The sequence below is a fragment of the Afipia birgiae 34632 genome (assembly GCF_000308295.2).
Classification (GTDB): Bacteria; Pseudomonadota; Alphaproteobacteria; order Rhizobiales; family Xanthobacteraceae; genus Afipia; species Afipia birgiae.
This window is the reverse complement of the sequence record NZ_HG326652.1, coordinates 71,853-92,743: the sequence shown is the minus strand read 5'-3', so window position 1 is coordinate 92,743 and position 20,891 is coordinate 71,853. Positions and strand designations below refer to the sequence as shown.

The following is a 20,891-nucleotide window of genomic DNA, read 5'->3' as shown; positions in this document are numbered from 1 at the left end:
GTCCCGCGTCAGTGCAGCAGCGCCTTGGCCTTCGGGCGCGCCAGGCCCTCGGCCAAGCTGACCGCGGTATCGAGCCCGCGGCCTCCGCCCAACGCCACCACCGCAGGACGGCTGCGGCTCAGCAAACCCCGCGCGGCATTGCGGGTCGATTCCACGTTGACTGCATCGATCCGCGCTACCAGTTCGTCCACCGTCAGCGGACGCCCATAGGCCAGCATATGCCGCGCCATCTGCTCGGCGCGAGCGCTGCAGCTCTCCATTCCCATCAGAAGGCCAGCCTTCATCTGCGCCTTGGAGCGGGCGATCTCCTTTTCGGTCAGCGTCTCGACCGCGTTGTTCATTTCATCGACGATGACTTCCACCATCTCCGGCGCATCGGCGGGATCTGTCCCGGTATAGAGTCCGAAAAATCCGGTGTCGGCATAGGCGGCGTGGAATGTGTAGATCGAATAGCAAAGCCCACGCTTCTCGCGAACCTCCTGGAACAGGCGCGATGACATGCCACCGCCGAGGATGTTCGAGAAAACCTGCACGCTGAACAGCGACAGATCCGATTGCGGCACACCTTCGAGCGCCAGCGTCAGATGCGCCTGTTCGAGGTCGCGGTGAACAACGCGCGAGCCGCCCTTGCCGAACATCGCCGGAGCCGGCTTCGGCGCCGGCGTGTCGGCGAAGCTCGCGAAGCGCTGCTCAACCTCGGAAACAACTTGCTTGTGATCGACTGCGCCGGCCGCAGCGACCACCATTTCGGGGCCGCGATAGTGCGTCGACAGGTAGTTATGCAGATTGTCGCGATTGAAACTGGCAAGCGTCTGCGGCGTTCCGAGCAGCGAACGGCCCAGCGGCTGGTCTGGATAACACAGTTCGCTGAGATGCTCGAAGATCACGTCGTCCGGCGTATCCTGCGCCGCGCCGATTTCCTGCTCGATGACGCCTTTCTCGCGCTCAAGCTCCTCGGAGTCGAACGACGGATTGGCGAGAATGTCCGACAGCACGTCGAGCGCCAGCGGCACGTCGGCTTTCAGCACACGTGCATAATAAGCGGTGGATTCGTTGCTGGTTGCAGCATTGAGATCGCCGCCGACCGCCTCGATTTCCTCGGCGATCTGCTGCGAGGTGCGCCGCGTGGTACCCTTGAAAGCCATGTGCTCGAGCAGATGCGAGATACCGTGCTCGTCCGGCTTCTCGTCGCGGCCGCCGACGCCAGCCCACACGCCGAGCGCCGCGGTCTCCAAATGCGCCATCGTATCGGTGACCACCGTCAGTCCGGAGGCCAGCTTGGTGACGTTGACGCTCATCCGGCGGCTCCCTGCTTCGCGGCCCGGCTCACCGAGAGAATGAACCGCTCGACCTCCGTCTGGTCGTTCTTCATGACCTTGATGTGTTCGGACTTTGTCATCAACCCGTCGAGCCAGGCCGGCAGCGGCGGACGAACCCCGCATGCCGCCTCGACGGCATCGGGGAACTTCGCGGCATGGGCCGTCGAGAGCACGATATTCGGCACCGTCGATACCGGCTTGTCCTGATCCGCGACCGCCAGTGCCACCGCTGTGTGCGGATCCACCAGTTCACCTGCTTCACGCCAGGCTGCACGGATCGCAGCGCTGGTTTCCGTCTCGTCGGCGCGGCCTGCATCGAAATCTTCGCGAACCTGCTTCAGCACCGCATCGCTCAGCACGAAGCGGCCCGACTGCGCCAGTGCCCCCATCATCGCGCGAATGGCGGCGCTGTCGCGGCCGGTGGCTTCGAACAGCAACCGCTCGAAATTGGACGAGATCTGAATGTCCATCGATGGCGACGTCGTGGCATGAACCTGCTTCACCTCGTAGATGCCGGTCTTGAGCGTACGCGCCAGGATGTCGTTGACGTTGGCGGCAATGCGCAAACGCCGGACCGGAAGACCCATGCGCTTGGCGACATAGCCCGCGAAGATGTCGCCGAAGTTGCCGGTGGGCACGGTGAAGTCCACCTCGCGCGCGGGCGCGCCCAAAGCAACCGCGGAAGTGAAGTAGTAAACCACCTGCGCAACGATGCGCGCCCAGTTGATCGAGTTCACGCCGGACAGCGAGACAGAATCGCGGAACTTGTGGTGATTGAAAAGGCCCTTCACGATTCCCTGACAGTCGTCGAAGTTGCCTTCGATGGCCAGCGCATGGACATTAGCCGCGCCGCTGGTGGTCATCATGCGCCGCTGCACGTCGGAAATGCGACCGTTCGGAAACAGCACAATGAGATCGGCATTGTCGCGGCCTGCGAATGCATCGACCGCAGCGCCGCCGGTGTCGCCCGAGGTCGCAACCACGATAGTGGTGCGCTGGCCGCGTTTCGCCAGTACGTGATCCATCAGCCGCGACAGCAGTTGCATCGCTACGTCCTTGAACGCGAGCGTCGGCCCGTGAAACAATTCGAGCACGAACTGGTGCGGGCCGATCTGACTGAGCGGCACCACCGCCGGATGACGGAACGTGGCGTAGGCTTCAACAGCCATGCGGCCAAGATCGGCTTCCGAAATCTCGCCCGCAACGAACGGGCGGATCACCTCGACGGCGACTTCCCAATAGGGGCGACCGAAAAACCCGGCAATGGTCTCGGGGCTGAGCTGCGGCCAAACCTCGGGTACATACAGGCCGCCGTCGCGGGCGAGCCCGGTCAGCATCACGTCACAGAAGCCCAGCCGGGGAGCTTCGCCCCGTGTCGAAATATAGCTCGTCAAGCGATCCTCCAAAGGCTCAAGCCTGTCGCAAGCCTTTGATAATGATGGGTTAATAACTTTGCCATGGGCAAAGTCGAGCTGCACCATATCGGCTGCGCCCCGGCTTCACAAGAATCCAAACCAGGCTGGATCAAGCCCGGCGCTGGCCTGCGACCCAGAAGCCGAAGGCTGCCGCAACCACGAGGGCCAGACCGAACCACGTGATGGCGTACTGCAGATGGTTGTCCTTGAGCTGCACGTGCAGCGGACCCGGCTTCGGACTGCCCGTGGCAGGCTGTGGCGATTCGAGATCGACATAGAAGGGCGCGACGTCGCCCCACGCCAGCACCTGCGCCATCGAATGATGATCGCGCACGAACCACAGCCGCTTGCCGCTATCTTCCCTCGGCGTCAGTGTGCTGGCCTCTTCCGGAAAACGGAGATAGCCGGTCAGCTCAACCGGCGCGCCTGTGACAAGCCGCGACACCGCACGGTCCTGCTGCGCGCGATCCTGCATCGTGTTCTGCACAAAGCCGGCGTTGATGACCACGCGGCGCCCATCGGCGAGCCGAGCCGGCATGAAGGCCCATGTCCCCGGCCCGGTAATATCATCGCGCACCGCGGAGCCGGAGCTGTACACCATGGCATCGGGCTTCGCCTCGAACGTCGCGCTGAATTTGATGCGCGAAAATTCGTCATGGGCTGGCGTGAGCGTGGGCCATGCGGCCGCGGACGGCAACGCAACCGGTTCCTTGGCAAGCCGTTCGGTCAAAGCGGCGATCAGTGCGTGCTTCTCGTCCTTGCGGCGAAGCTGCCAGACGCCGAGGCCGGCGAGCACCGACACCATGACCAGTGCGATCACGGCAAGACCGAAAATGCCACGCTGGCGCGTAGCTCTAATTTCTTGTGTCATGTTTGTTCACGCATGATCTCGGAAAACCGGCTCCCACTTTTCCGGATCATGCGTCCGGTTTGCGTTCGATGATCTGACCTTCGGCGGCCTTGTGGTGATACTGCAAGGCGATGAGGAGCGCCTTCATCGACCGCAGCGGCAGCAGGGTCGTCGCCAGAATCAGCGGCCCCCACAACGCAGCATGCACCCAGAACGGCGGCTGATACTTGATTTCAACGACCAGCGCCGAGCCGACCACGATAAACCCCGCGATCATGATGATGAACACGGCCGGGCCATCCCCCGCATCAATGAAGGCGTAGTCAAGGCCGCAGCGGTCGCAGCGCGGGCGCAGCGTGAGGAATCCCGCATAGAGCTTGCCATTGCCGCAACGCGGGCACTTGCAGGCGAGGCCGCGCAGCGCAGCCTGTGACACGCTCGCGGTCGCTGGATGATCGATCATGGCGCTGTTCTCATCGGCCTTCGCTACGCCCGCTGCCACGCCCCCGCAAGGGCAAAGCGCTCACGAAAAAGGGCGACCCGAAGGCCGCCCTGATCGATAAACCAGCGCGAGATCAGTGCGCGCCAGCCATGGTCGATGCGCCATGTCCCCAGACATAGATAGCGATGAACAGGAACAGCCAGACCACGTCGACGAAGTGCCAGTACCAGGCGGCGAACTCGAAGCCGAGATGCTGCTGCGGCGTGAAGTGTCCGGCATAGGCGCGGAACAAACACACCAGCAGGAAGATGGTGCCGACCAGCACGTGGAAGCCATGGAAGCCCGTGGCCATGAAGAAGGTCGCGCCGTAGACGTTGCCCGCGAAGCTGAACGCCGCGTGGCTGTACTCATAGGCCTGCACGCAGGTGAACAGCGCGCCGAGGGCGACAGTGAGAATCAGGCCCCACTTCAGGCCCTTGCGGTCGCCCTCGAGCAGCGCGTGATGCGCCCAGGTCACCGTGGTGCCGGAGGTCAGCAGGATCAGCGTGTTGAGCAGGGGCAGATGCCACGGGTCGAAGGTCTCGATGCCTTTCGGGGGCCACACGCCGCCGAACAGCGCCTCGCGGGTGACGTGAACCGGATCGGCCGGGAACAGCGCCGCATTGAAATAGGCCCAGAACCACGCCACGAAGAACATCACTTCGGAAGCGATGAACAGGATCATGCCGTAGCGGTGATGCAACTGCACCACGCGGGTATGGTCGCCCTTATACTGCGCCTCGCGGATCACGTCGGCCCACCAGCTTGCCATCGTGTAGAGAACGCCGATGGTGCCGACGCCGAACACGATCGGCGCGCCGGCGAACATCTTGTGCATCCATGCGACAGCACCCACGGCCATAATGAAGGCCGAGATGGAGCCGACGACCGGCCACGGGCTCGGATCGACGAGATGATAATCGTGGTGTTTGGCTTGGCCCGTTGCCATTTGGTCTCTCCGTGATGCCGGTGTGATCCGGCGCGTGTCGCAGTTAAAGCCGAAAACTCAAAGATTGCCCTTGCGCTTGTCCGTCTCTGTCGCCGCCAGCGGCTTCGGTGCCGGATCTTTCACAGGGTAGAACGTATAGGACAGGGTGATGGTGTTCAGGTCGTCATATTCGCGATCGGCGGCGAGCGCCGGATCGACATAGAACACCACCGCCATCTCGCGCTTCTCGCCGGGACCGAACGATTGCTCGGTGAAGCAGAAGCAATTGATCTTCTGGAAGAACGCGCCGACCGTGAGGGGCGCGACATTGTAGGCGGCCACTCCCGTGGTCGTGCGCGCAGCCTGGTTGGTGACGGTGTAATAGACGGTGACGACCTCACCGATCTTGACGCTGATCTCGGTCTGCTCCGGCTGGAACTTCCAGGGCAGGCCGCCGCTGACATTGGAGTCGAAGCGAACCGCGATGCGGCGCTCCAGTGACTTTTCAGGCGCGGAGGTCGCGACCTGCGTGGTGCCGTTGAATCCGGTGACGCGGCAGAACCAGTCGTAGAACGGCACGGCCGCGTAGGACGCGCCGACCATGAACGCGACAACGAACCCGCAGATCGACGCGACCATGACGTCGCGGCTGATGCGCGGCTTCGCCTTGCTGGTGGATTGCTGCGTCATGTCCTGTGCATCGCCTCCGTTCACAGCGGCCGATGAAGGACGATGGGACCCTTCACCATGGTCACCGCGAAAAACAGCAGCACCATCACACCCAGCGCCAGCGCTATGGCGATGGACCGCTCGCGTTGGCGCTTTTTCTGCTCCGGCGTGAGAACGATGCCCTCTGGCGGTTTCTTGCTGTCCATGACGACGCCCGCGCTCATGACCAGATCGCCCGCGCGGCTGCGGACACCACGACTTCGGCCAGCAACACGGCGAACAATCCGAACAAATACAGGATCGAGAACTTGAACAGCCCGCGCGTGGCGCGCAGCCCGGCGCTGCCGGTGCGATGACGGTACACACTCACGGCATACCAGAGCATACCCGCGCCAAGAACCAGCGATGTCACGCCGTAGATCGCGTCGAAATAGCCCAGTGGCCAGGGCGACGCCGCAACCGCCACCAGCAGGATCGTATAAAGCAGGATCTGCAGCCGCGTCGCGTCGGGACCGGCGACGTTCGGCAGCATCGGGATGTTGGCGCGCTGGTAATCGTCGGTGCGGAACAGCGCCAGCGCCCAGAAATGCGGCGGCGTCCACAGGAAGATGATCAGAAACAGCAAAATCGGCTCGGGCGACAGCGAGCCTGTGGCCGCGGCCCAGGCCACCACCGGCGGCAGAGCGCCTGCAGCACCACCGATGACAATGTTTTGCGCGGTCCACCGCTTCAGCCACATCGTGTAGACCACGACATAGAAAAAGATGGTGAAAGCCAGAAGCGCGCCGGCCAGCCAGTTCACCAGAATGCCGAGCGTCATCACCGAGAAGAACGCCAGCGTCAGGCCGAAGGCCAGCGCCTCGCCGGGCAGGATGCGGCCGCGCGGAATCGGGCGGTTGGCGGTGCGCGACATCAGGGCGTCGATATCGTGCTCGTACCACATGTTCAGCGCACCGGCCGCGCCGCCGCCGACCGCGATGCACAGGATCGAGGTGATTGCCAGCACCGGATGGAAATGGCCCGGCGCGATGACGAGACCCACCAGCGCGGTGAACACCACCAGCGACATCACGCGCGGCTTCAGCAGCGCGATATAATCAGCGACGCCAGCCTCGGAGATACGAGGCGACAGATCGATCGCGTGATGGTCGACAATCGACAAGATCTGAACTCACTTCCTGAACGTTTCATCCGCCGTGGCCGCTTGGCCGCGGCGGATGCATTGTCTCAGCCGCGTGCTTACTGAACGCGCGGCAGAACTTCGAACTGATGGAACGGCGGCGGCGACGACAGCGTCCATTCCAGCGTGGTGGCACCCGGACCCCACGGATTGTCCGCGGCCTGCTCCTTGCGGGCGAAAGCCTGGATCACGCCGTAGATGAAGATCAGCACGCCGAACGCAGAGATGTACGAGCCGATCGACGAGACCAGATTCCATCCGGCGAAGGCATCGGGATAATCGATGTAGCGGCGCGGCATGCCCGACAGGCCGAGGAAATGCTGCGGGAAGAAGATCAGGTTCACGCCGATGAAGGTGACCCAGAAGTGCAGCTTGGCGATGCCTTCGCTGTACATGTAGCCGAACATCTTCGGGAACCAGTAGTACCAGCCCGCGAAGATCGCGAACACCGCGCCGAGCGACAGCACGTAATGGAAGTGCGCGACCACGTAATAGGTATCCTGGAGAACGCGATCGACGCCGGCGTTGGCGAGCACCACGCCGGTCACGCCGCCCAGCGTGAACAGGAAGATGAAGCCCATCGACCAGATCATCGGAGCGCGGAATTCGATCGAACCGCCCCACATGGTGGCGATCCACGAGAAGATCTTCACGCCGGTCGGCACCGCGATGACCATGGTCGCCGCGACGAAATAGGCCTGCGTCGCCGACGACATGCCCACCGTGTACATGTGGTGCGCCCAGACCACGAAGCCGATGCCGCCGATCGCGACCATCGCGTAGGCCATGCCGAGATAACCAAACACCGGCTTGCGCGAGAAGGTCGAGACGATCTGCGAAACCATGCCAAAGCCCGGCAGAATCAGGATGTACACTTCGGGGTGACCGAAGAACCAGAACAGATGCTGGAACAGCACCGGATCGCCGCCGCCTTCAGCGGAGAAGAACGTGGTGCCGAAGTTGCGGTCGGTCAGCAGCATGGTGATCGCGCCAGCCAGAACCGGCAGCGACAACAGCAGCAGGAACACGGTGACGAGGATCGACCATACGAACAGCGGCATCTTGTGCAGGGTCATGCCCGGCGCGCGCATGTTGAAGATCGTGGTGATGAAGTTGATGGCGCCGAGAATCGACGATGCGCCAGCGATGTGCAGCGACAGAATCGCGAAATCGACCGCCGGACCGGGGTGCCCCGAGGTCGAGAGCGGCGCATACATGGTCCAGCCAGCGCCGACACCGTTGCCTCCGGGCTCACCCTCGACGAAGGTCGAGATCAGGAGCAGCGCAAACGAAGCAGGCAGCAGCCAGAACGAAACGTTGTTCATGCGCGGGAACGCCATATCCGGCGCACCGATCATCAGGGGCACGAACCAGTTGCCGAAACCGCCGATCATCGCCGGCATCACCATGAAGAAGATCATGATCAGGCCGTGGGAGGTCACGAACACGTTGTAGGTGTGGGCTTCGTGGAAGAGCTGCACACCGGGATACATCAGCTCGATGCGGATCGCGACCGACATCGCGCCGCCAATGAGGCCCGCAACGATCGCGAAGATAAGGTACATCGTGCCGATGTCCTTATGGTTCGTCGAATAGACGTAACGCCGCCACCCGGTCGGGTGATCGTGCGCATGGTCGTCATGAGCGTGATCATGTGTTGCAGCGGAGGTGGCCATTTTCAAATCCTTTAAGCCTTGCAGTCCCGTCAGCCTTGCGGTGCGGGCGCCCCGCGCCCGACTCGCCCTTGTCCGTCGATGCGCTTACTGCGCAGCAGCCCCGATCGACGCGTACGAATTCGCGGGGTTGCTCGCATACTTCTTCTTCGCCGCCTCAACCCAGGTCGTGAATTCCTGATCGTTCACGACGCGAATCGCGATCGGCATGTAGGCGTGGTCCTTGCCGCACAGTTCGGAGCACTGGCCGTAGAACATTCCTTCCTTGGTCGCCTTGAACCAGGTCTCGTTGAGACGACCCGGAACCGCGTCGATCTTCACGCCAAACGCCGGCACGGCAAAGGAGTGAATGACGTCGGCGCCCGTGACCTGCACCCGGATCACCTTGTTCACCGGTACGACCACCTCGTTGTCAACCGCCAGCAGCCGCGGCGCCTTGTTGGCGACCATCAGCGAATCGAATTCGAACTTGCCGTTATCGGGATAGGCGTAGGTCCAGTACCACTGCTTGCCGGTGGCCTTGATCGTCAGATCAGCCTTCGGAATGTCGAGCTGCTGGAACAGCAGGCGGAATGACGGCACGGCGATACCGACCAGAATCAGCACCGGCACGATGGTCCAGACCACTTCGATCATCGTGTTGTGGGTGGTCTTGGAGGGGACCGGGTTCTTGCGTGCGTTAAACTTGACCGCCACGATACCAAGCAAAATCGCGACAAAAATCGTGATCGCGGTGATGATCCAGAGCAGGAAATTGTGGAACCAGGTGATGTTGTCCATTACCGGCGATGCGGACGGCTGGAGCGTGTATTCCCAGGGCGACGGCTGACCAACGGTCCCGCCGGCCGCGAAAGCTGCCCCTGCCGCGGCAAGCACGGTGGCAGCCACCGCAAAGCCCAGTACTCGCCGGCCATTTTGGCCCTTCGACATCTTCATGCCGCTATCGCTCCTGCTTTAGTCACCCCAGCGACCCTGCCGGGCGGCAAGATCTGCTTTTAAGCCTGCTTTCTCGGTCGCGATCACGATTTCGGCCATCGGCCAAAGGTTAGAACGCGTCGAATTTCCAGCCTCTCAAACCATAATTCGATGCCTACCGCAATGCACGTAATAAGGCGGGCACACAGTCGGAATCCCCTTGGCAAATGGGCCAAAACCAGCAGTCCTGCAGCCGGAGATGCTTGACACTTGGATTGTCCGTTGTACCCCGGACAAGATATGCGGCGAAAACCCGATTCGCGGCTGTGAGGTGGTGCATCCCGGCGATAGGCTTTGCCCTCTAACAAGGCTTGCCCTCAAGACGCCGTCATTGCCCTATCAATCCAGCGATCAGGCAGGAGACGCTGCGAAAAACTGCCGGGAATCGTCAAGTTGCCGGAATTATTGCCGAGGATATGAGCCTGATGGGCGTGCGAAACCAACTTTTCTCGATCCGCAGCCTTGCGAAGGCGCCGATTTGGCTTGCAACGGTTGCGGTTGCGGCCTTTTTTGCGGTGCCCGCTCCGGCCCGGGCGCAGGGGGCGGTCAAATCGGTCCACGGCGACTGGCAGATCCGCTGCGACACCCCGGCCGGTGCGCAGGCCGAACAATGCGCCCTGATCCAGAGCGTGGTGGCCGAAGACCGCTCCAACGCAGGGCTGACCGTCATTATCCTCAAGACGGCCGACCAAAAGAGCAAGCTGATGCGGGTGGTCGCGCCGCTGGGCGTGCTGTTGCCGTCCGGCCTCGGCCTCAAGCTCGACGACAAGGACGTGGGCCGGGCCGGATTCGTGCGCTGCCTGCCCAACGGCTGCGTTGCCGAAGTCGTGATGGAAGACACGCTGCTCAATCAGTTCAAGACCGCCAAGACCGCGACCTTCATTATCTTCGAGACGCCGGAAGAAGGCATCGGCTTTCCGCTCAGCCTGAAGGGGCTCGGCGAAGGCTACGACAAGCTGCCGTAGTCTGCAGTCCGGTACAACAGACATCAGCCCGCCGTCTCAGCCCGCCATGGGACTCGCATAATAGCTGAGAAGATTTCTGGCATCGTCCGACAACCAGTCGGCTTCTCCGGTCAGATATCCTTCGATCCGGCCGGAGGGACCAACGACATATGAAATCGGCATTCCGTAAATCGGGAATGGGGCCGTAGCATTGTCATTGCCAACGCTCCCGACGCGCCCATCCGGATCGAGATAAACTTCGAGATGCCGGATCTTGAGCTTCTGCACGAACGGCAGGACGGCCGCGCGGCCGTTGCGATCGAGGGATATTGCGACGACCTTCAAATTCTTCTGGCCCGTGGTTTCCTGCAACCGATCAAGAATCGGCAATTCGACCCGGCACGCCGCGCACCATGTCGCCCAGAAGTTCACAAGAACTGTCTTGCCCCGAAACGCCGCAAAATTATCGGTCGCGCCGTTCAGCCGCGTCAGCGGAAGGGACGGCACTGTTTTCACAGGGGCTAGAAGCGTGAACTGGCTGCGAGCCGTTCCGAATGGCGGCGGCCCATTCGTCCGCGCTTGCGCACGGCTGGACGGCATCATGACTGATGAAGCGGCACCGAGCATGCCGCCAAGCACGGTGCGCCGCGCAATTGCATGGCGCGCCGGATCGGCAGCTTCATCGCTCGCGGTCATACAATTATCTCGATCCATACGGACTCACGAGCGGATATAGGACCATCCGGCTTCCTGCAGTCCGATCATATAGGCAGGCCCATTTGGCGCAAATGTGGTGCCTTCAACGAAAGATAGCGGGCGGCCTTCGTTACGCTCCATGCCCATCTTTGTCGCCTCACAAATGACGAAGCGAATATCCGGATTGGTGGTTCGCAGAACTTTCAACAGATCCTGCACGGGCGAGGTATCGGCGCGAAACATATGGAGCCCGGCGTTATAGCCGACGATCTCGACCGTGAATCCTTCGTTGATCGCCTTGTAATACTTCGTCAGGTGGACCGACGTCGAAATCACGGCCCGCATCGTAGTCGGATCGTCCGAGTTGATTTGCAGAACGAGACGATGCGAACGTGGCGGAGCCTTCTGCTCTTTCGGGGCGGCGGTGACCGCCAATGTCGCGGCGAGCAGCATCGCGAATGCAAGGCCGTATCCGGCAGTGGCGAACCATCGTCTGCGATTGATGCGCATCGTTTTCATCCTCGCCGCGGGTTATGCGTCGTATCGATCGAAGAGGTCGTCGATCTGATCGCGATGCGAAATGACAACGATGGCGCTCAGGGCCAGAAGAATGATCGCCGGGACCGCCGAGCCGCCAATCAGAAGCAGATGCGTTGCGATGGCCCCCACCATGATGCAGCTCACGAGCACGCCTCTGAACGCAGCAAGACGGGGCATCAGGATCGTGATCGCGCCGACAATTTCCAGAACCCCGGTGAGATAGCGGAACCATTGTCCCAGTCCGATCTGCTGGAAGCTCTCGACCATCATCGGCACGCCGAAGATTTTCGCCCCGCCCGCCGACAGGAACGCTGCTGCGAGCAGGCCTTTGAGGGTCCATAGAGCAGCTGGTTTCCAGCGTGGCGCCCTTTGAACATCCGTCGTCGACATCATCATTTCCCTGGATTGAGCACAGATCGCTTTCGCCAGGCAAAATTCAGAACTAAGATGGAAAAGACAAGTAGGATGCTTTTTCTGGTGTAGTATGAAATTTGAGACCAATGCAGAAAACCCTGATGAAATTTGCACCGGTGAAGAGGCCGTGAGCCAATTCCACCGCGCATTGGGAATGCTGACCGGAAAGTGGAAAGGCGAGATTCTCTAGCTGCTTGGTCAGGGCAAGCACCGCTTCGGCGAGTTGCGCCGCGCAATTCCCGGGGTCACCCAGCACATGCTGACGCTGCAGCTCCGCGATCTCGAAGCCGATGGATTGGTCAAGCGCACGATTTTTCCTGAAATTCCGCCGCGCGTCGAATACGAGATCACGCCCTCTGCCCTGGCGCTGCGCCCCGTGTTCGAAGAGTTGTTCAAATGGTCGCAAGAGCATGGCTTTCCGAACGCGCGTCCCAAGATGTCATCAACGGGCAAACAGAACAGACAACCGAGCCCGCCACGCTGAAGCCGGCTTTGAATTCCAGGTATTGCGACCGGCTGGTTCTGCCGCCCCGTCGTACCTATCTTTGATAAGCCCGCCCAAGCCAGATTCTCGAAAGCCAGATTCCCGGAGTTCCCATGAGCCATCCGTCCGACGCCGTGCCTGTGACCACCTCGCTGCTCGACCGAGCCGGGCTCGACCGCGACGCCGTGCGCAAGGAAATCGTGCGCGGGCTGGCCGGTGCCGACGACGGCGAACTGTTCCTCGAATACCGCCAGTCCGAAGGGCTCGGTTTCGACAACGGCCGCCTGAAGCAGGCGACCTATGACACTGCCCAAGGCTTCGGTCTGCGCGCGGTGAAGAATGACGCCGTCGGCTATGCCCACTCGTCCGATGTGTCGCTGCCCGCGCTGATCCGCGCCGCCGATGCCGTCCACGCGGTGCGCGGCGGCTATTCCGGGACATTCGCAGCCGCGCCCGGCCACACCAACACGCGCCTCTACGGCGATGAAAATCCGCTGGACGGACAGAGCTTCGAGACCAAGGTGAAACTACTCGCCGAAATCGACGCCTATGTCCGCGACAAGGACCCGCGTGTGCGGCAGGTCTCCGTATCTCTCGGCGCGACCTGGCAGGTGGTGGAGATTGTGCGCCCCGATGGCGAAAGCTATCGCGACATCCGCCCGCTGGTGCGCGTGAATATTTCCGTCGTCGCAGGCTCGGGCGACCGCCAGGAAAGCGGCAGCCATGGTTACGGCGGACGCGAAGGCTATGCGCGCTTCATCGAGACAAAGGCGTGGCGTTCGGCCGCCGACGGCGCGATCCGTCAGGCGCTGGTCAATCTGGAATCTGTGCCCGCACCTGCAGGTGAAATGGACGTGGTGCTCGGCCCGGGCTGGCCCGGCGTGATGCTGCACGAAGCCGTCGGTCACGGGCTCGAGGGCGATTTCAACCGCAAGCAGACCTCGGCCTTTTCAGGACTGATGGGCCAGCAGGTCGCAGCCAAGGGCGTTACCGTCGTCGATGACGGTACGATTTCCTCGAAGCGCGGCTCACTCTCCGTCGATGATGAAGGCACGCCAACCAACCGCACCGTGCTGATCGAAGACGGCATCCTCGTCGGCTACATGCAGGATCGGCAGAACGCACGGCTGATGAACATGAAACCGACCGGCAACGGACGGCGCGAGAGCTATGCGCACGTTCCCATGCCGCGCATGACCAACACCTACATGCTGGCCGGCGGTCGCGACCCTGCAGAAATTCTCGCGTCGGTGAAAAACGGAATCTTCGCCGCGAATTTCGGCGGCGGTCAGGTCGATATCGTGTCCGGCAAGTATGTGTTCCAGTGCACCGAGGCCTACAAGATCGAGAACGGCAAGCTTGGCGCTCCGTTGAAGGGCGCCATGCTGATCGGCAACGGCCCCACTGACCTGCATCGCATCTCGATGGTCGGCAACGATCTTCAGCTCGATGACGGCATCGGCACCTGCGGCAAGCAAGGCCAGGGCGTGCCGGTCGGTGTCGGACAACCGACGCTGCGCATGGATCGCATCACAGTCGGCGGCACGGGCTAGCGCACGATTCGGAAAGCGGCCACCGGCATACGGAGAAGGTCGTGTCCGATCAGCAAAGCCCTCAAGTGGCTTGCGGCAGCATCCAGCCGCAACCTTTAGAAATACGCGATCGAACGCCCGCAGATCGCGACAGCAATCCAGATCGAGATTGACGCCACGGCTGTGGCGCGCGCGCCCGACGGCAGCGGCGTCAGCGGCGGCAGGTTCTTCACTTTCGGCGCAATAGAGATTTCGAACAGCGCGATATTGAGAAGACCCAGCGCGATCAGCCCGAGCTTGATCTGAAACACGCGGTTCATGATGACGTGGCTGGCTTCCGCTGTGAACAGAAACGCACCGGAAATGACAAGGCAAATGAAGCCAATGATTGCAATGCGTCGCGCCGCCTTCAACACATACGCCGGCGACGTCGCGGACAGTGCGCGAACCATGCGCACGTCCATCACCGCGATGGCCCCTGCGAAAACCATCAGCGACACGATATGTCCGATATTGGCGGCCATATAGAGCCAGCGCGACTGCCGGATCGCCGCGCCGAATCCCGAGGCTTCAAGCGCGGCGAAAATCGCGGGCGCCGCATCCGTCATCAGCGCAGCTCGTAAGTCTTGCCGTCCACCGAAATCCGTTCAGCGCGCATTTCATTCATTTCGACGGTCGACGGATAACCGTAGACGGACACCGTCTTGCCAACTGCAACGACGTCAGCCAGCGCGCCGCGTGCGATCATACGCGACGTGGGCGCCAACGTGACGGTCCATATCTTGTCGGGAGCCTTGACTGCGATCGTCGCGTGCGGATTTTCGAACGTGCTGGTCAAGATCGTCCCGTCAACCGTGACCGGTTTGCTGGCGTCGTAACTTCCCCAGCCATGATGCGCAACCGCAGCCACTGTCGTGACCGCGAGAATGGAAAATCCGGCGATTGCAACGCGGGTGTGCTTCATCGGAACGCTCCTGATCACTCGATCCAGCTTGAACGATCCACGCTAACGCGCAAATCCGGCAATCGTTTGCTTTTTTGCAGCGCGGATTACCGCACCACGCCGGATATGAATCCCGGCTTGCGGCGCGGCGGCTTGACGTGATCCTTCAGGAAGCAGCGCGCTGATTTTCCGATGTAGCCGGGCCGCGCATAGGTCCATGCCCGACACCTCTTGTCATCGTCGCACACCGCCTTGCAGGTCTCGCCCCTGGGATCGGTCTCCACCTCGACATTCCGGTAGTCGCCACCAAGCCGGTCGGTCTCGACTTCGATCGCGCTGTTGCGCGGCTCAACGACGCCCGCACCGCGCACCCCGGAGACACAGCAGTTGCTTGGCACCCGCGGCGGCACCGCATTCTTGAGCCAGCAGACCGCGCTATCGTCGCTGACGGCCGGATAGTTGAAACTCCATGCGCGGCAGCGGCGGTCTCGTTCGCATTGCAGGGCGCATACAGCGGGATCGCCGGAGGGCATTGGCGTCCGCGAATAATCGTTGCCCGGGCGATCGAAATTGGCCTGCGCGTGAACCGGTCGAACGCCGACAAGCCACGTGAGCGTAAGCGCGACAACAACCGCCGCGCAAAAGCTCATGCATGATCTGAAATTGCAGATTGGAAGCATGCCATCGCTTTCAGCGGGGACGGGCGTAATGAGCCGGGCGAATATCGCCTATTCAATCGCCGCGCTGATGTATGGCAGATGAACGGCAGATAAATGCCGGAACAACATTCTCGTGATGGCAATAACTAATTGAATCAATAAGCGTATTCGCTATACGCGGGATCGACGGATTGTCCCCAGGGGCCGTTGAATTTCTCAAGCAACCGTTCAGCCGGGGTATGCCCGGTGTCCATGATGTGGTCGAGCGGCTCCAGATACCGCGACTCGTCGCGACCGAGATGATCGATTCGGCCCCGCCGCGCGAGGCCCTTATGCGCCAGGGCCATGCAATCCTTGGCGACCTCGAAGAGATAGCGGTTGCCGATCTTCGCCTTGAAGCCGAGACGCGGCACGTCGTCGCGCAGCGCCTGCCGCTCATCCGCGGTCCAGCGCTTGGCGATGTCCCACGCGGCCTCGAGACTTTCATCATGATACAGCAAACCAACCCAGAACGCCGGCAGTGATGGCAGCTGCTGCCATGGCACGCCGTCGGAGCCGCGCATTTCGAGATAGCGCTTCAGCCGGACCTCGGGGAAAATCGTCGAGAGATGATTGGCCCAGTCGGACAATGTCGGCTTCTCGCCCGGCAGCATCTTGTTCTTGCCGTCGAAGAAATCACGGAACGACGAGCCCGAGACATCGATGTAGTCGTCGCCGCGCTTGACGAAATACATCGGCACGTCGAGCGCATAATCGACCCAGCGCTCGAAACCCATGCCGTCCTCGAACGCCCATGGAATCATGCCCGCACGCGCGTTGTCGGTGTCGCGCCAGATTTCCGAGCGGAATGAGAGGAAGCCGTTCGGCTTGCCCTCGGTGAAGGGCGAGTTCGCGAACAGCGCAGTGGCCACCGGCTGCAACGCCACCGACACGCGCAGCTTCTTGACCATGTCCGCTTCCGAACAGAAGTCGAGATTGGTCTGCACCGTGCAGGTCCGGTACATCATGTCGAGACCGTACTGGCCGACCTTCGGCATGTAGTCGGTCATGATCCGGTAGCGGCCCTTCGGCATCAACGGCATTTCCTTGCGGGACCATGACGGGGTCATGCCGAGACCGAGAAAGCCGATTCCGAGCGGTGTCGCGACTTCGCGGACCTGCGCCAGATGCGCCATCAGCTCGGATGAGGTCTGGTGCACGGTTTCAACCGGCGCGCCGGACAATTCGAACTGGCCGCCGGGCTCCAGCGAAATCGCGCCGCCGCCGGTGACATCATGCAATCCGATGATGTTGCCGTTCTCCATGATCGGATCCCAGCCGAGCAGGAGTTTCATCCCTTCAAGCAATGCGCCGATGCCACGCGCGCCCTCATAAGGCACGGGTCTGTGACCCTCCAGCGTGAATGGCGTTTTTTCGTGCTCGGTACCGATGCGGAATTCGGATTTCGGCTTTACGCCGGCCTCCAGCCACGCGACCAGTTCGTCCCGCGAATGCAGCGGTGTCATATCGATCTGATCACGCGCCATAGGACATCCAGACAAGAGGTTTTGATTGACGGATCAGCGCACGATGCAGGCGGATGTCACGGACGCGAGCATCCGTAACCGCGAGAGGTAAAGAAAGGATCATCGGGCCGACGTGATTTCTTTGGCGGATTCTTTGACGGCGTCTTTCGAGATGGCCACAGCCTGCGGCGCGCCCGCGCAGCAACCGAGACGATCCAGCAGGCCAGCGAGTTTCACCGCATCGGTATCCGACAGCTTCGAGCCGATGTGCCGTTCGATTGCCGCGGAATATGAATTCCACATCTTCTTCTGCAGCTCGCGGCCGGCATCGGTGATCTCCACGAACAGACCGCGCTTGTCCATCTTGCACTCGCGCCGCGCCGCAAGACCTTCCTCGACCAGACGATCGATCAGGCGCGACGTGGAGTACTGCGGCAGCAACATCTGCTTCTCGAGTTCAACAGGGCGCAGCTCGCCGCTTGGCGCGCGCGATAACTCGAGCAGCGCGTCATACCAGGCCAGCGGCGGAAATCCCGCCTTTTTCAGATCCTGCTCGACCGCGCCGAGCACCTTGCCCTGAACCCGCATCAAACGGATCCAGACCTCTGTCGCCTCGGTAGATGGTTTGCGTTTCATGGTATCGTCCGTGCCTCAGGCTTTCCCGAGCTTACCCCAATAAATGCAGTTGCATCAATCTTGACATATCTGCATTTAGGGGGCGGTCATAGGTCTTGCCAATGCCCCAATCTTCAAATTTCGAGAAGGGATACCCATGAAACTGTATTATTCGCCCGGCGCCTGCTCGCTGTCCCCCCATATCGCCCTGAAAGAGGCCGGTCTGCCGTTCGACCTGGTCCGGGTCGATCTGAAGGCGAAGAAGCTCGAGGACGGCACTGACTACAACCAGGTTAATCCGAAGGGCCAGGTCCCGGCGCTCGGCCTCGACAATGGCGATCTGCTGACGGAAGGCGCGGTCATCGTCCAGATGATCGCTGATAGTGCGCCGCAGAAGAACCTTGCCCCCGCTGCCGGTTCATCCGAGCGCTACAAACTGCAGGAATGGCTGAATTTCGTCGCCAGCGAACTGCACAAGAACTTCAGCCCGCTGTTCCAGCCGGTCCTGTCGGACGACACCAAGGCGTTCTTCAAGGACCGCCTGATGGGCAAGTTCAAGTACATCGATCAAGCCCTGAAGGGCCGGGATTACGTCATGGGCAACCACTTCACCGTGCCGGACGCCTATCTCTTCACGATGCTCGCCTGGGCGGATCGCGTAGGCCTGGACATCTCCCGCCTTCCGAATCTCGTCGCCTACAAGGTGCGTGTTGCAGCGCGGCCGAAGGTGCAGGAAGCGCTCACCGCCGAGGGACTGCTAAAGGCATCATAAAACACGATCACATCCCAGAGATGAAAAAGGCGGGATCGATGATCCCGCCTCTTATTTTGTCAACTCGTGAAGCGTTTTTATTGTTACGCCGCAACCTTCTTCGGCGCGAAGCGGCCGTAGAACGTCTCGCCCTTGGCGGCCATGTCGATCAGAAGCTTCGGCGGCGTGAATCGCGAGCCGTATTTCTTCTCGAGCTTATGGCAGAGCTCGACGAAAGTCTTGGTTCCCATGAAGTCGATGTAGGACAGCGTGCCGCCGGTGAACGGCGCGAACCCAAACCCGAGGATCGAACCGACGTCGGCCTCGCGTGGATCCGTGATGACGTGATCCTCGACCGTGCGCGCGGCTTCCACCGCCTGCACCACCAGGAAACGCTGCTTCAATTCCTCGACGTCCAGCGTATCCGGATCGAGATGCTTCGACTGTAGCGTGCTCAGTTCAGGCCACAATTTCTTCTGGCCCTTGCCCTTCTCGGGGTAATCATAGAAGCCCTTACCGTTCTTGCGGCCAAAGCGTCCGCGCTTCTCCACCATCTCGACCAGAAGCGCCTTCTGCTCCGGATCAACGGACTGCGCGCCCATGTCGGCTTCGGTTGCCTTGAGAATCTTCAGCGACAGGTCGATGGCGACTTCGTCGTTGAGCGAGAGTGGGCCGACCGGCATGCCGGCCATCTTGCCGACATTCTCGATCATCGCAGGCGGCACGCCCTCCTTGAACATCTCGTAGCCTTCCGAGATGTAGCGCAGCACGCAGCGGTTGGCGAAGAAGCCGCGCGAGTCGTTCACCACGATGGGCGTCTTGTTGATCTGCCGCACGTAATCGAGCGCGGTGGCTAGCGCCACATCGCCGGTATTCTTGCCGACGATGATCTCCACCAGCATCATCTTCTCGACCGGCGAGAAGAAGTGGATGCCGATGAACTTCGATGGGTCCTTCCATTCCTCGGCCAGCGAATTGATCGGCAGCGTCGAGGTGTTGGAGGCGAAGATCGCACCGTCGCGCAGCAGCGGCTGCGCCTTGGCGTAGGTTTCCGCCTTGACCTTGCGGTCCTCGAACACGGCCTCGATCACGAGATCGCAATCCTTGATCGCATTGTAATCCGGCGTGGCCGTAATGCGCGCGAGGATGGCGTCGGCCTTGTCCTGCTTCATGCGGCCCTTGGCGATCTGGCCGTCGAGCATGGTCTTGGCGTGCCCCTTGCCCTTGTCGGCGCTTTCCTGATCGCGGTCGATCAGCACCACATCGATGCCAGCCTGGGCCGACACGAAGCCGACGCTCGCGCCCATGAAGCCCGCGCCGATAACGGCGAGCTTCTTCACTTTGGTGGGCGGCACGTTCTGCGGACGGCGCGCGCCCTTGTTGAGTTCCTGCATCGACACGAAGAGAGAGCGGATCATTGCCGCAGCTTCCTTCGAGCGAAGGATCTTCGAGAAGTAGCGCGACTCGACGCGCAGCGCCGCATCCATCGGCAGTTGCAGGCCTTCATAGACGCACTGCATGATCGCGCGCGCGGCCGGATAGTTGTCGTAAGTCTCGCGGCGCAGGATCGCGTTCGCCGGTGGGAAGAATTGCATGCCGGCTTTCGAATAGACCGGACCACCGGGCAGCTTGAAGCCTTTCTCGTCCCATGGCGCGACAGCCTTGCCGCCGGCCTTGATCCAGTCCTTCGCGGTCTTGATCAGATCGGCCGCGGGAACCACCGCACCGACGATGCCCAATGCCTGCGCCTTCTTGAGATTGATGGCGTCGCCCTTGAGCAGCATCTGCAAGGCGTCCATCGGCTGGATCATGCGCGGAAGCCGCTGGGTGCCGCCGCCGCCGGGGAACAGGCCGACCTTGATCTCAGGCAACCCAAGGCGCGTCTTGGGATTGTCGGAGGCAACCCGATAGTGACAGGCCAGCGTCAATTCAAAAGCACCGCCGAAGGCAAGGCCATTGATCGCGGCAACCCAGGGCTTGCCGGATACTTCGATGTTGCGCAGCGTCTGCGACAGCTTGCGGACCTCATCGAACACGTACTTGTTGGCGACTTCTTCGCCCTTGGCTTTCAGCAATTCGAGGTAGGCGCGGTTCATGCCTTCCAGCATGGTCAGGTCCGCACCCCCGGAGAACGCTTCCTTGCCGGAGGTGATGACGACACCCTTGATCGCGGCGTCCTTGGTGGTCGCATCGACGATGGCGGCGAGTTCGATGTTGGTGGTCTCGTCCAGCACGTTCATCGACTTGCCGGGAATATCCCACGTCACCAGCGCAATGCCGTCAGCGTCGGTCTCAACCTTGAAATTCTTGTAAGTCAT

23 protein-coding genes are annotated in these 20,891 nt (G+C 61.5%); 4 read left to right on the top strand and 19 right to left on the bottom strand.

What is annotated here, in order from left to right:
• Positions 1-8 precede the first annotated feature (8 nt).
• The 10 genes from BN32_RS00400 to coxB all read right to left on the bottom strand — a co-directional run bounded on the left by BN32_RS00400 (position 9) and on the right by coxB (position 9,451).
• On the bottom strand, positions 9-1,298 hold the full coding sequence (locus BN32_RS00400; protein WP_019195253.1) for a M16 family metallopeptidase: 1,290 nt from the start codon (positions 1,296-1,298) through the stop codon (positions 9-11).
• Positions 1,295-2,713, bottom strand: a complete 1,419-nt coding sequence (gene thrC / locus BN32_RS00395) for a threonine synthase (RefSeq protein WP_040425758.1) — start codon at positions 2,711-2,713, stop codon at positions 1,295-1,297. Before thrC ends, BN32_RS00400 begins: the two co-directional genes overlap by 4 nt.
• 130 nt (positions 2,714-2,843) lie before the next feature.
• Complete coding sequence (locus BN32_RS00390) at positions 2,844-3,605, bottom strand: SURF1 family protein (protein ID WP_019195251.1); 762 nt, start codon at positions 3,603-3,605, stop codon at positions 2,844-2,846.
• Positions 3,606-3,651: 46 nt separating this feature from the next.
• The gene (locus tag BN32_RS00385) at positions 3,652-4,047 is read right to left on the bottom strand and encodes a DUF983 domain-containing protein (RefSeq protein WP_040425756.1); all 396 of its coding nucleotides are present in this window, start codon (positions 4,045-4,047) and stop codon (positions 3,652-3,654) included.
• 112 nt (positions 4,048-4,159) lie between these two features.
• Positions 4,160-5,014, bottom strand: coding sequence for a cytochrome c oxidase subunit 3 (locus BN32_RS00380; RefSeq protein WP_019195249.1), 855 nt, complete (start codon positions 5,012-5,014; stop codon positions 4,160-4,162).
• Positions 5,015-5,071: 57 nt separating this feature from the next.
• On the bottom strand, positions 5,072-5,683 hold the full coding sequence (locus BN32_RS00375; protein ID WP_040425754.1) for a cytochrome c oxidase assembly protein: 612 nt from the start codon (positions 5,681-5,683) through the stop codon (positions 5,072-5,074).
• Between the two features lie 20 nt (positions 5,684-5,703).
• Positions 5,704-5,886, bottom strand: coding sequence for a hypothetical protein (locus BN32_RS00370; RefSeq protein WP_019195247.1), 183 nt, complete (start codon positions 5,884-5,886; stop codon positions 5,704-5,706).
• A complete protein-coding gene (locus BN32_RS00365; RefSeq protein ID WP_019195246.1) occupies positions 5,883-6,824 on the bottom strand; it encodes a heme o synthase in 942 nt (313 codons plus the stop codon). The genes BN32_RS00370 and BN32_RS00365 overlap by 4 nt, the downstream gene beginning before the upstream one ends.
• Before the next feature lie 77 nt (positions 6,825-6,901).
• Entirely contained in the window at positions 6,902-8,518 is a 1,617-nt protein-coding gene (ctaD, locus tag BN32_RS00360; RefSeq protein WP_019195245.1) for a cytochrome c oxidase subunit I, read from the bottom strand.
• 84 nt (positions 8,519-8,602) lie between these two features.
• On the bottom strand, positions 8,603-9,451 hold the full coding sequence (coxB, locus tag BN32_RS00355) for a cytochrome c oxidase subunit II (RefSeq protein WP_019195244.1): 849 nt from the start codon (positions 9,449-9,451) through the stop codon (positions 8,603-8,605).
• 464 nt (positions 9,452-9,915) lie between these two features.
• Here coxB and BN32_RS00350 point away from each other — a divergent pair, with 464 nt between their 5' ends.
• Positions 9,916-10,455 (top strand): invasion associated locus B family protein, encoded by a 540-nt coding sequence (locus BN32_RS00350; protein ID WP_040425752.1) that lies wholly within the window; start codon positions 9,916-9,918, stop codon positions 10,453-10,455.
• 36 nt (positions 10,456-10,491) lie between these two features.
• On the opposite strand, the gene BN32_RS00345 is transcribed toward BN32_RS00350, so the two are convergent.
• From BN32_RS00345 to BN32_RS00335, 3 genes are read right to left on the bottom strand one after another with little or no spacing between them, the layout of a single operon-like run.
• A complete protein-coding gene (locus BN32_RS00345; RefSeq protein ID WP_019195242.1) occupies positions 10,492-11,130 on the bottom strand; it encodes a TlpA disulfide reductase family protein in 639 nt (212 codons plus the stop codon).
• Between the two features lie 24 nt (positions 11,131-11,154).
• The gene (locus tag BN32_RS00340; RefSeq protein WP_040425750.1) at positions 11,155-11,640 is read right to left on the bottom strand and encodes a DsrE family protein; all 486 of its coding nucleotides are present in this window, start codon (positions 11,638-11,640) and stop codon (positions 11,155-11,157) included.
• Between the two features lie 21 nt (positions 11,641-11,661).
• The gene (locus BN32_RS00335; protein WP_019195240.1) at positions 11,662-12,066 is read right to left on the bottom strand and encodes a DoxX family protein; all 405 of its coding nucleotides are present in this window, start codon (positions 12,064-12,066) and stop codon (positions 11,662-11,664) included.
• Between the two features lie 241 nt (positions 12,067-12,307).
• Between BN32_RS00335 and BN32_RS00330 the strand changes: the two genes are divergently transcribed.
• Positions 12,308-12,568 carry a winged helix-turn-helix transcriptional regulator gene (locus BN32_RS00330; protein WP_430641869.1) on the top strand — a complete coding sequence of 87 codons (261 nt, stop codon included), beginning with the start codon at positions 12,308-12,310 and terminating at the stop codon, positions 12,566-12,568.
• Between the two features lie 113 nt (positions 12,569-12,681).
• Positions 12,682-14,121, top strand: coding sequence for a metalloprotease TldD (gene tldD / locus BN32_RS00325; protein WP_019195237.1), 1,440 nt, complete (start codon positions 12,682-12,684; stop codon positions 14,119-14,121).
• Between the two features lie 95 nt (positions 14,122-14,216).
• On the opposite strand, the gene BN32_RS00320 is transcribed toward tldD, so the two are convergent.
• From BN32_RS00320 to BN32_RS00300, 5 genes are all read right to left on the bottom strand, one after another.
• The gene (locus BN32_RS00320; protein ID WP_019195236.1) at positions 14,217-14,708 is read right to left on the bottom strand and encodes a DUF6644 family protein; all 492 of its coding nucleotides are present in this window, start codon (positions 14,706-14,708) and stop codon (positions 14,217-14,219) included.
• Positions 14,708-15,064 (bottom strand): DUF6152 family protein, encoded by a 357-nt coding sequence (locus BN32_RS00315; RefSeq protein WP_019195235.1) that lies wholly within the window; start codon positions 15,062-15,064, stop codon positions 14,708-14,710. Before BN32_RS00315 ends, BN32_RS00320 begins: the two co-directional genes overlap by 1 nt.
• An 86-nt stretch (positions 15,065-15,150) precedes the next feature.
• Positions 15,151-15,693: a PAN domain-containing protein gene (locus BN32_RS00310; protein ID WP_019195234.1), complete on the bottom strand. Its 543-nt coding sequence runs from the start codon at positions 15,691-15,693 to the stop codon at positions 15,151-15,153.
• A gap of 164 nt (positions 15,694-15,857) precedes the next feature.
• Positions 15,858-17,228, bottom strand: coding sequence for a glutamate--cysteine ligase (locus BN32_RS00305; RefSeq protein ID WP_019195232.1), 1,371 nt, complete (start codon positions 17,226-17,228; stop codon positions 15,858-15,860).
• A gap of 99 nt (positions 17,229-17,327) precedes the next feature.
• Complete coding sequence (locus BN32_RS00300; protein WP_040425270.1) at positions 17,328-17,843, bottom strand: MarR family winged helix-turn-helix transcriptional regulator; 516 nt, start codon at positions 17,841-17,843, stop codon at positions 17,328-17,330.
• 136 nt (positions 17,844-17,979) lie between these two features.
• Here BN32_RS00300 and gstA point away from each other — a divergent pair, with 136 nt between their 5' ends.
• Positions 17,980-18,594 (top strand): glutathione transferase GstA, encoded by a 615-nt coding sequence (gstA, locus tag BN32_RS00295; protein ID WP_019195230.1) that lies wholly within the window; start codon positions 17,980-17,982, stop codon positions 18,592-18,594.
• 83 nt (positions 18,595-18,677) lie between these two features.
• On the opposite strand, the gene BN32_RS00290 is transcribed toward gstA, so the two are convergent.
• The gene (locus tag BN32_RS00290; RefSeq protein WP_019195229.1) at positions 18,678-20,891 is read right to left on the bottom strand and encodes a 3-hydroxyacyl-CoA dehydrogenase NAD-binding domain-containing protein; all 2,214 of its coding nucleotides are present in this window, start codon (positions 20,889-20,891) and stop codon (positions 18,678-18,680) included.

Excerpts from the sequence above, each read along its gene's own strand:
- ctaD (WP_019195245.1), bottom strand. The coding sequence starts at position 8,518 with ATGGCCACCTCCGCTGCAACACATGATCACGCTCATGACGACCATGCG.
- BN32_RS00390 (WP_019195251.1), bottom strand. The coding sequence starts at position 3,605 with ATGACACAAGAAATTAGAGCTACGCGCCAGCGTGGCATTTTCGGTCTT.
- BN32_RS00375 (WP_040425754.1), bottom strand. The coding sequence starts at position 5,683 with ATGACGCAGCAATCCACCAGCAAGGCGAAGCCGCGCATCAGCCGCGAC.
- tldD (WP_019195237.1), top strand. The coding sequence starts at position 12,682 with ATGAGCCATCCGTCCGACGCCGTGCCTGTGACCACCTCGCTGCTCGAC.
- BN32_RS00370 (WP_019195247.1), bottom strand. The coding sequence starts at position 5,886 with ATGAGCGCGGGCGTCGTCATGGACAGCAAGAAACCGCCAGAGGGCATC.
- BN32_RS00340 (WP_040425750.1), bottom strand. The coding sequence starts at position 11,640 with ATGCGCATCAATCGCAGACGATGGTTCGCCACTGCCGGATACGGCCTT.
- BN32_RS00300 (WP_040425270.1), bottom strand. The coding sequence starts at position 17,843 with ATGAAACGCAAACCATCTACCGAGGCGACAGAGGTCTGGATCCGTTTG.
- coxB (WP_019195244.1), bottom strand. The coding sequence starts at position 9,451 with ATGAAGATGTCGAAGGGCCAAAATGGCCGGCGAGTACTGGGCTTTGCG.
- BN32_RS00345 (WP_019195242.1), bottom strand. The coding sequence starts at position 11,130 with ATGACCGCGAGCGATGAAGCTGCCGATCCGGCGCGCCATGCAATTGCG.
- BN32_RS00310 (WP_019195234.1), bottom strand. The coding sequence starts at position 15,693 with ATGAGCTTTTGCGCGGCGGTTGTTGTCGCGCTTACGCTCACGTGGCTT.
- BN32_RS00380 (WP_019195249.1), bottom strand. The coding sequence starts at position 5,014 with ATGGCAACGGGCCAAGCCAAACACCACGATTATCATCTCGTCGATCCG.
- BN32_RS00320 (WP_019195236.1), bottom strand. The coding sequence starts at position 14,708 with ATGACGGATGCGGCGCCCGCGATTTTCGCCGCGCTTGAAGCCTCGGGA.
- BN32_RS00305 (WP_019195232.1), bottom strand. The coding sequence starts at position 17,228 with ATGGCGCGTGATCAGATCGATATGACACCGCTGCATTCGCGGGACGAA.
- BN32_RS00315 (WP_019195235.1), bottom strand. The coding sequence starts at position 15,064 with ATGAAGCACACCCGCGTTGCAATCGCCGGATTTTCCATTCTCGCGGTC.
- BN32_RS00385 (WP_040425756.1), bottom strand. The coding sequence starts at position 4,047 with ATGATCGATCATCCAGCGACCGCGAGCGTGTCACAGGCTGCGCTGCGC.
- BN32_RS00290 (WP_019195229.1), bottom strand. The coding sequence starts at position 20,891 with ATGACTTACAAGAATTTCAAGGTTGAGACCGACGCTGACGGCATTGCG.
- BN32_RS00400 (WP_019195253.1), bottom strand. The coding sequence starts at position 1,298 with ATGAGCGTCAACGTCACCAAGCTGGCCTCCGGACTGACGGTGGTCACC.
- BN32_RS00335 (WP_019195240.1), bottom strand. The coding sequence starts at position 12,066 with ATGATGATGTCGACGACGGATGTTCAAAGGGCGCCACGCTGGAAACCA.
- gstA (WP_019195230.1), top strand. The coding sequence starts at position 17,980 with ATGAAACTGTATTATTCGCCCGGCGCCTGCTCGCTGTCCCCCCATATC.
- BN32_RS00350 (WP_040425752.1), top strand. The coding sequence starts at position 9,916 with ATGGGCGTGCGAAACCAACTTTTCTCGATCCGCAGCCTTGCGAAGGCG.